Source organism: Turicibacter sp. HGF1, assembly GCF_000191865.1.
Taxonomy (GTDB): Bacteria; Bacillota_I; Bacilli_A; order MOL361; family Turicibacteraceae; genus Turicibacter; species Turicibacter sanguinis.
On the sequence record NZ_AEXQ01000004.1, the window covers coordinates 1 to 11,240 of the forward strand.

At 33.2% G+C, this 11,240-nt stretch carries 10 protein-coding genes and 1 riboswitch; of the genes, 7 read left to right on the forward strand and 3 right to left on the reverse strand.

Going from position 1 to position 11,240, the window contains the following annotated elements; all coding sequences use genetic code 11:
• Positions 1 to 800: 800 nt before the first annotated feature.
• The 6 genes from mutY (at position 801) to HMPREF9402_RS00375 (ending at position 6,776) form a co-directional block, all read left to right on the forward strand.
• Complete coding sequence (mutY, locus tag HMPREF9402_RS00350; RefSeq protein WP_009606141.1) at positions 801 to 1,889, forward strand: A/G-specific adenine glycosylase; 1,089 nt, start codon at positions 801 to 803, stop codon at positions 1,887 to 1,889.
• Between the two features lie 56 nt (positions 1,890 to 1,945).
• Positions 1,946 to 2,046, forward strand: a riboswitch (TPP riboswitch).
• An 81-nt stretch (positions 2,047 to 2,127) separates the two neighbouring features.
• A complete protein-coding gene (gene thiT / locus HMPREF9402_RS00355) occupies positions 2,128 to 2,736 on the forward strand; it encodes an energy-coupled thiamine transporter ThiT (protein WP_006784496.1) in 609 nt (202 codons plus the stop codon).
• A 294-nt stretch (positions 2,737 to 3,030) separates the two neighbouring features.
• On the forward strand, positions 3,031 to 3,231 hold the full coding sequence (locus HMPREF9402_RS00360; RefSeq protein WP_006784497.1) for a cold-shock protein: 201 nt from the start codon (positions 3,031 to 3,033) through the stop codon (positions 3,229 to 3,231).
• 105 nt (positions 3,232 to 3,336) lie between these two features.
• Complete coding sequence (locus HMPREF9402_RS00365) at positions 3,337 to 4,434, forward strand: helix-turn-helix domain-containing protein (RefSeq protein ID WP_009606144.1); 1,098 nt, start codon at positions 3,337 to 3,339, stop codon at positions 4,432 to 4,434.
• A gap of 121 nt (positions 4,435 to 4,555) precedes the next feature.
• Positions 4,556 to 6,325, forward strand: a complete 1,770-nt coding sequence (locus HMPREF9402_RS00370) for a glycoside hydrolase family 13 protein (RefSeq protein WP_009606143.1) — start codon at positions 4,556 to 4,558, stop codon at positions 6,323 to 6,325.
• Between the two features lie 100 nt (positions 6,326 to 6,425).
• Positions 6,426 to 6,776, forward strand: a complete 351-nt coding sequence (locus HMPREF9402_RS00375) for an SdpI family protein (RefSeq protein WP_009606146.1) — start codon at positions 6,426 to 6,428, stop codon at positions 6,774 to 6,776.
• A gap of 82 nt (positions 6,777 to 6,858) precedes the next feature.
• Here HMPREF9402_RS00375 and HMPREF9402_RS00380 read toward each other — a convergent pair whose 3' ends face one another.
• The gene (locus tag HMPREF9402_RS00380; RefSeq protein ID WP_009606147.1) at positions 6,859 to 8,028 is read right to left on the reverse strand and encodes a sensor domain-containing diguanylate cyclase; all 1,170 of its coding nucleotides are present in this window, start codon (positions 8,026 to 8,028) and stop codon (positions 6,859 to 6,861) included.
• 204 nt (positions 8,029 to 8,232) lie between these two features.
• Positions 8,233 to 8,397 carry a hypothetical protein gene (locus HMPREF9402_RS14405; protein ID WP_009606145.1) on the reverse strand — a complete coding sequence of 55 codons (165 nt, stop codon included), beginning with the start codon at positions 8,395 to 8,397 and terminating at the stop codon, positions 8,233 to 8,235.
• Between the two features lie 176 nt (positions 8,398 to 8,573).
• Between HMPREF9402_RS14405 and HMPREF9402_RS00385 the strand changes: the two genes are divergently transcribed.
• Positions 8,574 to 9,374: a Cof-type HAD-IIB family hydrolase gene (locus HMPREF9402_RS00385; RefSeq protein ID WP_009606142.1), complete on the forward strand. Its 801-nt coding sequence runs from the start codon at positions 8,574 to 8,576 to the stop codon at positions 9,372 to 9,374.
• A 47-nt stretch (positions 9,375 to 9,421) separates the two neighbouring features.
• On the opposite strand, the gene HMPREF9402_RS00390 is transcribed toward HMPREF9402_RS00385, so the two are convergent.
• A complete protein-coding gene (locus HMPREF9402_RS00390) occupies positions 9,422 to 10,894 on the reverse strand; it encodes an alpha-L-fucosidase (RefSeq protein WP_009606148.1) in 1,473 nt (490 codons plus the stop codon).
• Positions 10,895 to 11,240 lie beyond the last annotated feature (346 nt).

The window sequence follows — 11,240 nt, forward strand, 5'->3', positions numbered from 1 at the left end:
AAGACCGCTTAAATGCGACTAAAAGTGCTTAGCCACCGCGTGTTTTAAAAACACAAGAGTGGATAAAACTTTATAGAGCATTTGGTCTTTGAGGCTAGATTAATAAAATCCCCCTGCATCAAATGTTTCTACCTTTCCTGTTAGTTAAGGAGAAACATTAATGCGCAGGATAATATGGATTAAAACTTCGCATAGCTCAGTTAGAGCTATCTAAAAATTTTCACGAAAAAACATAAAAAAGGTCTAAATACGAAGAATTATACATATTATGTAGAGAAGTGAGATGTGGTGTCACTTTCCCTTAAAGAGATTTTCTCTACTAGGGGGAATGAGTCATTTTCTTACCTCGATATCTCTCTTTTTGTATCATACAGTCCCTTTTGTTTTTTCAAGATTTTTAATGAAAGTTGTTAGTTGTTCAATTAGTCATTCTTTTTTGTTTCTGATTGATGGCTAACAAATAAAAAACACGCAAGTCGCTGGTCACGATTTGTGTGTTTTTTTTTAATGCTTAAATTTATAGTATTAATTATGGAATTTTGCAAGATAAAATCATTTGTTGTCAGTATTTGTGAGTAATTAAGACTAGCATTTTGTGTTGAAAATAGATATAATCTTTATTAAAGGTAATTGTAGTTGGGGTAAAAATGCTACAATTTATCATTTAATTCCTACAAAATTTAAAAAGCACCGGTTTCCTGCCAGGTGCTTTTTCTTTGTTTAAAATGCGAATTTTGTAGTATATTGTGTTTAAATTCAGAGTGTATCTGATAGACTAATATTATAAGTAGGTGATTAAGATGACTCAAAATTATATAGAGCATTTAAATATAGAACAATTTCAAAAGGATTTAATTGATTGGTATTATATTGTGAAGCGTGATTTGCCTTGGCGTATTAATCGTGATCCGTATCGTATTTTAGTTTCAGAGATTATGCTACAACAAACTCAGGTTGTTACAGTGATTCCGTATTATGAACGTTTTATGAAGCTTTTTCCAACCACAAAGGAGTTGGCAGAGGCGGATGAGCAAACATTGTTAAAGGCATGGGAAGGATTGGGGTATTATTCTCGTGCTCGTAATTTACAAGAGAGCGCAAAGATGATTGAAGCGATGGGTGGGTTTCCAACGACTCATGAAGAAATTTTAAAGTTAAAAGGCGTTGGTCCTTATACAGCGGGGGCTGTTAGTAGTATTGCTTTTGGTATCCCGGCTCCTGCGGTTGATGGGAATGTTTTTCGAGTAATGAGTCGGGTTTGTTGTATTTTTGAGGATATTGCGAAACCTAAAACTCGTAAAGTTTTTGAATCTGTGGTGACTGACGTGATAAGTCATGAGGATCCAAGTGCCTTTAATCAAGGATTAATGGAGCTTGGAGCGACAATTTGTACACCTAAATCTCCTAAGTGTTTGGAATGTCCAGTTCAAAAACATTGCCAGGCTTTTAAACAAGGGATTGATGATTTATTACCTGTTAAAACTAAGGCGAATGCTCAAGTTAAAACTAAGTTAGTAGTGGCCATTGTTGAAAACCAATACGGTGAGTATTTGGTAAATAAGCGACCGGATAAAGGACTGCTAGCAAATTTTTATGAGTTTATGAGTTTTGAATATGATGGGACGCTAGAACCTGCTGAGTTCTTGTTAGAAAAGTTATCCCTAGTTTGTAAAAATGTTGAGTCCATTCAAGCGATTGGAACATTTAATCATGTGTTTTCACATCGAATTTGGGAAATGGAAAGTTATTCAGTTAAAGTAACAACGGATATTACCTTGAGTGATGAGGTGGCAGAAAATAGTGGATTGTGGATAAGTTCTACAAGTTTACATGAGTATCCACTTGTAGCTGCACATCATAAGATTTTATCAGAGTATGATAAGTTATAGTTTTGTCGAGTTGTTTTATTTGACCGAATAGGAAATATGTGTTAAGTTAAAAGTGTTAATGATACTAGGGGTGCCTTACGGCTGAGAGTGTAGCGATACATAACCCTTTGAACCTGAACTAGTTAGGACTAGCGGAGGGAAGTAGACAGAATTTTTATTAAATGCTATTTTAATAAAATTATATTCTTATACTTTTAATTAAGCCGTAAAGCCTCCTTATAACAGGGAGGATTTTTTTATGCAAAATTCAAAAACGAAAAAATTAGTGGAAATGAGTATCTTAGTTGCCTTAGCATTCGTGCTTGATTATGTAGCTAACATTTATTCAGGATGGTTCTGGCCATTTGGAGGATCAATTTCAATTTCATTAGTACCACTTGCCGTTATTGCATTTCGCTATGGGTGGGTAGCGGGATTTTTAAGTGGATTTACAATGGGATTGTTACAATTGTTAACGGGAGCTTATATCATGCACCCAATTCAAGTGTTATTTGATTATCCGTTACCATATGCAGTACTAGGATTTGCAGGATTCTTTGCAAGTAAGGTCAATGTGGTTGAAGTGGGGCAACGTAGTCTTTATATTTGGCTTGCCACAGGAATCGGTTCAATTGCAAGATTAGCGTGCCATATTATTTCAGGTGTCGTATTCTTCGCAGACTATGCACCAGAAGGAATGAATCCAGTTGTATATTCAGTTGGTTATAATACACCATTTGTTTTAGCATCATATATTTTGAGTGCTATTATCTTAGTTGTTTTATATAAACGTTACGCGAATCAATTAGTTCGTATACAAAAAGAAAAAGTAGTGACTCCTTCAAGTGAAACAGCTGCATCAGTATAAAAAATTAGAAAAAGAGCAATTTTAATCAGATTGCTCTTTTTTATGTAGATGAATAATACTATTTAATTCGGAGAATGTAAAAAATAAATTTTAAGATAATAAATTTAGGATACTGTTGACATTATGTATGAGAGGGTATATAATAAGAGTATGTTAAGTAGTTGTCTATAGCTTTTAAAAATCATGAAATTCACATGTTATTAGAGATTATATTCTACCACTCAATGTAATCTGTAATAATACGTGAATTTTTTTTACTTTCATTACAGAAATAAAATTTTAGGAGGTACCAATATGAAAGGTACAGTTAAATGGTTTAACGAAGAAAAAGGATTTGGATTTATCACTGCAGAAAACGGAAGCGACGTATTCGTTCACTTCTCAGCAATTAAAGCTGACGGATTCAAACGTCTTGAAGAAGGACAAAAAGTAACATTTGAAACTGCTGAAGGACAACGCGGACTTCAAGCTCAAAATGTTGTTGTAAACTTCTAATTAAGAGATTAATAAGAATTTATGAGAGACTTCATGTTTATGAAGTCTCTTTTTTTGTTTATCATGTATACTAGAGTTAATACTATTAAAATTGAGGGATGACTGATGCGAGATTTAAATGGATTATTAGAGAAGCAGAATTTAACGTTGCTTGGTTCATTAATTAAGGTAAATCGAATTCGTCAAAATATGAGTCAGCAACATTTAGCACAGGGGATTTGTGTGCCTTCTTATTTGAGTAAGATTGAGAATGGGGAGGTTGTCCCAAGTCTTGATATTATTGAGTCTTTGTTTGATGAGCTTGATATTAGATACTATAGCGATTCAAATTTTTTAAGAGAAAGTCGAGAGTTAATTGAGGAGTTTTTTGATGAACTGAATTTAAATGGTTTTGTGAAGTCTGGTGAGATTTTTGAACGATTAGTAAAGCAAGAGGATAAGTTTATTCATTCTCCTTTGATTGTTGACTATTATTTGGTCCATTTTGCGAAGTTTTGTTCAACATCTGAGCGTGATAAGTTTGATGAGGTATTGATGATGATTCAATCTATTGAGCATTTATTAACGAATCATCAACGATTTAAGTATTATTTTTATTTAGGGTTAGATCAGTTGCTTTATTATCACGATGCGACCTTAGCACGCGATTTGTTATTAAAGTCTACTAATTATGAAACAACAGGGCATTCTCTTTTGTATTTGGCGATGGCTTATTATAAGTTGTCGAGTTACTATGAAGCATTTGAATTTGCTGAAAAGTCGTATCAAACTTATTTGGATGAGGGAAATTTAATTGGGTTGATTGGCTTTTATCATTTTAAGGCGGTACTTTGTTATAAGGTAGGGAGTACTGAGCGCGCACTTAGACAGTATGAGCGCTCTGTGACTTATATGAAGAAGTTGAATCGTTTGGAGTTTTTGAAGGAGGCACAGGAGGGGCAGACTTTTATGTTAAGTCGATTGAATCAGTCGGATGAGCCTTTGGTGATTGAGGATACAATTACCTCAAAAATCTTAACGCTTTGTGAAAATGGGGATAAGTCACAGCTTGATGAACTTCAAGATTTAATTACGAAATATAAGGAACAGAGAATGTCTAACTTATTGTATGATGAATGTTTATATGAATCAGTTATAAAGTTTTATGTACGAAATCGGATGTATAAAGACGCTTATTTATTAACTGGTGAGAATCATTTGTGAGAAAGTCTTACTTTTAAAAGGTTTTTAATATAAATTTTAGCCCTTCATTTCTCATTGGCAGTACGATGAATATGAGGACTCTTTTTTGTATAATGAAGAAGTAAGAAGGGGGCAGCTAAAAATGATTAAACAAGCAATTTACCACCGTGCAAAAAGTGCGTATGCGTATGCATATGACAAAGAAACGCTTCATATCCGTTTAAGAAGTGCTAAAAATGATATAAAGTCAGTCAAGTTACTTGGAAATGATCCATATGATTGGCAACCTAATGAGAAAGGTGAATATGAATGGTGCTTAAAATCAACGCCAATGATAAAACAACATTCAACATCAGAGTTTGATTACTGGTTTATTGAAATCAAGCCAACGTATCGTCGTTTTAAATATGGATTTATTTTAAATGATGGGATAGAAGAATTATTATTTATTGAGCGTGGATTTTTTAGTGTTGAGGATGAAGTAATTAAGAAGGATGTTAATAGTTATTTTGCATTTCCGTATTTAAATGCTGAAGACGTATTTAAGGCACCAGATTGGGTACGTGATACGATGTGGTATCAAATTTTTCCTGAACGTTTTGCAAATGGAGATGATTCAATTAGTCCTGAGAATGTTCTTCCTTGGGGAGAGGGGGAAGTGACGATTGATTCTTTTTATGGTGGTGACTTACAAGGAATTGTGGATAAGTTGGATTATCTGCAAGAGCTTGGAATTAATGGACTTTATTTAACTCCGATTTTTGAATCACCGTCTACTCATAAGTATGATACGGTGGATTATTATAAAATTGATCCTCATTTTGGAGATGATGCTATTTTTAAAACGTTAGTAAATGAAGCTCATCAGCGTGGAATGAAAGTGATGCTTGATGCTGTCTTTAATCATATGGGATATCATTCACCTCAGTGGCAAGATGTTGTGAAAAATGGTGAGCAGTCAGAATACAAAGACTGGTTCTTCATTCATGAGTTTCCAGTTGTTGATGAGGAGGGGGCTCCGATTATCGGAACGTACGAAACTTTTAGCTTCACACCGTATATGCCAAAGATTAATACAAATCATAAAGAGGCAAAACAATATTTAATTGATATTGCATTGTATTGGATTAAGGAGTTTGGGATTGATGCCTGGCGACTTGATGTTGCCAATGAGATTTCTCATGACTTTTGGCGTGATTTTAGAAAGGCTGTTAAAGAGGCGAATCCCGATTTATATATTGTAGGAGAGACTTGGCATGATTCTTATGCCTGGCTTTTAGGCGATCAATTTGATGCGGTAATGAATTATCCATTAACGAAAGCTATTTTAGAGTTTGTGGCGACCAATCATATCGATGACCAAGGTTTTGTTGATACAATTGTTGAGGCACTTTATCGATATCCTGCTAATGTGAATGACGTAATGTTTAATTTACTCGATAGTCATGATACGCCACGTCTTGCTACTTTAGCTGATGGATGTGAAGGTAAAATCAAGCTCGCTTATTTATTACTTTATTCGTTAATAGGGTCTCCGTGTATTTTTTATGGATCTGAAGTGGGACTTGAGGGGGATAATGATACTCGTTCACGTCAGTGTATGATTTGGACTGACGCTGCTTGTGAGATGCCTTATTTTACGCATTTAAAGCGTTGTATTGAGTTAAGAAAAGAGTATTCTGGGAACTTAGAGTTTATTTATCATCATCAAAATACGTTAATTTATAGAAAGTTTGATGAACATCATAGTATTTATTTTATTATTAATAATAATCCTTATCACCTAACGATTCCATTAATCCCTGAGCTAAAAAATAAGGAAGTTCATGAGTTGTATAGAAATCAGATTTTGTCATTTGATGAGACAGTAAGTTTGGATTCATATGGTTTTATGGTTGTGAAGGCACGCTAAGGCGTGCTTTTTTGTTTGAATTTGAAAGTATTTAAGGGTTAGGTCCATTCTCGTGGTATAATGTAATGGAAATATATTGATTTTAAAGGAGGTAGGGGTTATGCTAGAGTTTTCTGTGTTTATTGTTGGATTACTTTCGATGTTAATTGGTGTGGTTAATGTTTTAGAGTCAGACCAAGATATACGAAGGTTTGGATATCGAGTTAGATCAGTTTTACAAACAAAAGAATCATGGCAGTTTGCGAATAAAGTTTTTGGTGTGATGTTAGTTAGTATGGGGGCAATTGCTCTTGTGATTGGGATTATATTAAATTCATATATTCGATTACTGAGTCCTTTTGAGGTTGTGATGATTAATGTTTTGGAGTTAGTTGTGATTGTATTAATTTCAATGGCTATAACAGAGATTAGAGTTAAACAATTATTTAATAAAGAAGGAAAACAAAAATAATATGATTGATGTAATAAGTTTAATAAAAAGGCCTACACTTAATTAGAGATAATTAAATGTAGGTCTTTATTTTGATTCAATTTTATTTCTTAAGATATAATTCGCCGTCAATGATACATTGATTTTGTCCTATTTTTTTAGATTCATTTAAAAAATGAGAAGCTTTATTATAATTAATTTCCTTTGAAGTTGTTCTATCTATTTGACAGGCACCGACATTAATCGTTATTTTTGGTGTGATGTTCATTTGATCTAGGTCAGAAAAAATATGACTAATAAACTTTTCAAGATTTTTTTGATTTTTATCCGTAAGAGAACAAAAGATACTTCCATCTAATCTGAAAAATAGCTCTTCTGAATAATTTAAAAGGATTTTTGATAATATTTTTAAATATTCGTCACCTTGTTGATAGCCATATAAAGTATTAATTAAATCAAGATTACTGAATTCTATTAATACTAAATAGTAATTATATTTAGAATCTTCAAAGATATTATTATAAACGGTATTAAATTTTCGGCGATTATACATTTGAGTTAAGGAATCTTCTACTGATAATTTAGTCATATTGATTATTTCTGTTATATCCTTGGCTACACATAACACGCCTTGATTTACCTTTTGTTTTAGTACCTGATAAGAGCGTCCTAAAAATACTTCAACGCCTGAGTAAGAACCGTGTAATAAAGTATCATTATCTCCACATTTACATTGATAATATAATTCTTCAGAAAGAATTCCCTTACGCACTAAATCCCAATCATTTAATCCTATTAGCTCATTCTCCTTAAGACCGACAAAGTCTAAATAACTTTGATTCGCGATAACATAGTTTAAATTCTCATCTTTAAAGAACATATAATCTTTTGAATGTTGTATCAGTTCAGTCAATAGCTCTTTTTTTCTATCATTAGAAAAATTAATGGATTTTCCCTCAACTAAGAATATGTTTTCGTGTCGGATAATTTTTATTATTAAATGTTGATCTGGTATTTGATAATAATTTGGAATGGTAATTTTCTTAATTGGAGAATGGAGTGGAAAATCTTTGATTTGCTTACTTAACAAACAAAATAAGCAAAGCTCTTTTTGACAATTTAGATGATGCAAGGACTCACCTAGGATGCTATCTTTATTTATATTAAAGATTTCTTCTGCTACTTGATTCGCATAAATAATTTTAAATTCATTATTAATAACTAATATTCCTTTAGATAAATGGTCTAGTATTTTATATTCTGAGTTAGACATGGTAATCACTTCCTAAATGATTTCTTTTATGAAATTCTAACACAGAATAAAAACGTTTTAAATAAAAATACTTTAATGGTATTTATATATACGTAGAAAATACAGGAGAAATTTAAATAGATAACATATCTGTTATATACTCTTCATATTTTCATGATTTTTAATATCTATAAAGAGTATACAGAGAAAATAAAAAAGAAGATTTCATTTAAAATCTTCTTGAGAATCGTGATGTGATGTTTTGGTGATGAGAGAATAGAGTTTTAAAAAGGTATAAGTTAAAAGTGCTAAGACGATTGTCAACATAATCAATTCGATTACAATAAATGTAAGAGCCTCAATCGGTGTTTCGATAAATTCGGTATTCATTGCTATCACCTCTTTAACCTCATTATGTCACAGATAAAGTTTTTCATTCAAAATGACTTTTAAAATTTAGATACCAATTATTGTTACGTGTCGAAGGCACAGGTTAAGTGTAGATTAAATGTCTTTTTTGTAGTATCCTATGTTTATCAACATTAGTTTGTAGGAGGATGGCCAGGATGGAGATTAAGGTTGCTTTTTTTGATGTAGATGGAACGATTGTGGATAATCATTCAACGCATTCGCATGGTTCAGATATGGAGTTAGTACCAGCGTCAACGATTGAGGCGATTAGATTATTAAAAGAGAATGGAATCACGCCTTTTATTGCAACAGGACGTTCTCCATTTATGATTGAGGATTTACTTGAGGGATTAGAAATTGATAGTTATATTTGTACGAATGGTCAATATGCTGTGATGCATGGTAAAGTGATTCATGAGGCACCTTATTCAGAAACTTTACTTGATGAAATTGTAGATGTTTCTAAGAAGCATGATATTCCACTTTTATGGATGCCAGCAGAGCATTATATTTTATCAGGTGCCAATCAAGAACTTTTATTATCAGGACTTGAGGCTATGAAGTTACCTTATCCTAGAATTCAAACAGATTTAGAAAAACCTGATTTTAAGGTGTATCAGATGGTAGCGGGAGTTACAAAAGAGAATGAGCATTTCTTTGAGTCAATTAAAGAAATTCGCATTGTTCGTTGGCAAGAAAATGGCGTTGATTTATTACCGTTACATGGTTCAAAAGCAACTGCTATACAAACGATTTTAGATAAAATCGGGTTGAAACCTGAGAATGCACTTGCGTTTGGGGATGGATTCAATGATATTGAGATGTTGCAAGCAGTTGGAATGGGTGTTGCAATGGGGAATGCTCATAAAGATGTTCAAAAGCATGCTAACTATGTCACAAAACCAGTTCATGAAGATGGAATCTACCATGCTTGTAAACATTTTGGGTTAATTTAATCATATAAAAAAGCATTAGCCAATATCAGGTTAATGCTTTTACTTTTTTAGTCGAGAATAATTTTGAAAACAACAGGGAGTTCACTATGAATAGTAGTTGTACTAATCTCAAGGGCATCCGTACTATGATTCCATTTGATTTCCTCGTCAAATCCTAGCGCAACAATATCTTTGATAATGCCGTGGAAGCATGGGACGAAACAAGGATCTTTTTTGGCAAAAGAGGTGAGTTTGACTTGTCCATTTTCAGGATAGTTTAGGACCGTTGCGTAGATGGCATTGTTGTTCACGGTGTATCTAATATCCTTAGGAGTGAACTTTTTGCTCGTTGTATCTGAAAATTGTCCTTCTGATACTTTGGTTGGACCTTCTGATGCGTACCGCCAAACCTTAGAGTCGTAAATGGCCTGGCCGTTGATTTTTAGCCAGTCTCCAATTTCGAGTAGGAGTTTTTTATCTTCTTCTGGAATTGAGCCATCTCCTTTTGGTCCGATATTTAATAGTAGGCACCCGTTTTTACTCACGATATCCACAAGGTCACAAATGATTTCGTTTGCTGTTTTATAGTCATTATCCTCAGTATATCCCCAAGAGTTTCTTGCAACAGACGTACAACTTTGCCATAAGTTTGGTTTGGGTTCATTAAATTGACCACGTTCCATATCGATAACAGCACTACCAAACATGAACGCATCATTTTTATAGTTAATAGCAACTTCTTCATTCCATTCATGTGCACGATTGTAGTAGTAAGCAGCGAATTTTTTGAGGTAGGGTTTAACAGCATGATGTTGAATCCACCAGTCAAAGTAAATGAGTTTAGGACGATATTTATCAACTAATTCACAACATCTGAGTAACCAATCTTCCAAAAATTCTTTTGTTGGGGTAGGTTCACTAAATAAATCATAGTGATCAGGCTCAGGCATGGCAGGCCAATAAAAATCGCCACACGCTAAAGGATCATGTATATCACTATCAAATTTTTTCCCCTCTCCCATGAAAAACCAATGCTCAATTCGATGAGATGAGGCACAGGCTTTAATACCTCGTTTTTCAAATGCCTGAGATAATTCACCTAAAATATCACGTTTAGGTCCCATTTCATATGAGTTGAATGGAGAGAGATCACTTTTATACATTTGGAATCCATCGTGATGTTCGGCGACAGGCATGACATATCGCGCCCCAGCTTTTTCAAATAAGTCTGCCCAAACTTCAGGATCAAATTTTTCAGCCTTAAACATCGGAATGAAATCTTTGTACCCAAATTCTTTTTGCGGCCCATATGTTTTAATATGATGCTCGTACTCTTTACTACCTTGAATATACATATTTCTTGAATACCACTCACTTCCAAATGCCGGAATAGAATAGAGCCCCCAGTGAATAAAGATTCCGAACTTCGCTTTTTGATACCACTTTGCTACGTCGTATTGTTCAAGAGATTCCCACGTGTCTTTGAATGGTCCTTGTTCAATGACTTTATCAATTAGTTTAAGATAAGACTGTTTGTCCATATTGATCCCCCCTTTTATAGCGCTATCATCATTATATGAAAAGCGAATATAAATTTATATGGATTTTTATGACAAGATTAATATCTAGAGAGGATTTTATTTGAAAAATAATCTTAATTCACTAAAAGAGGATATTCCAGTCTATAGGGTATATAATTACTTATTAGTATAATGATGACATGGAAAGTTTTTTTTCTACATCAATTCGTCTTTTTCTACATATTTTATACAAAGTATTTTAGTATTATGAAAAAGTAATGCAATGAAAAAAAGAGTCATAAAGCTTTGATTTATAACATAAGTTGTAGAGAAGTATGTTTAAACCATCACTAAAAAAAAGAGAACC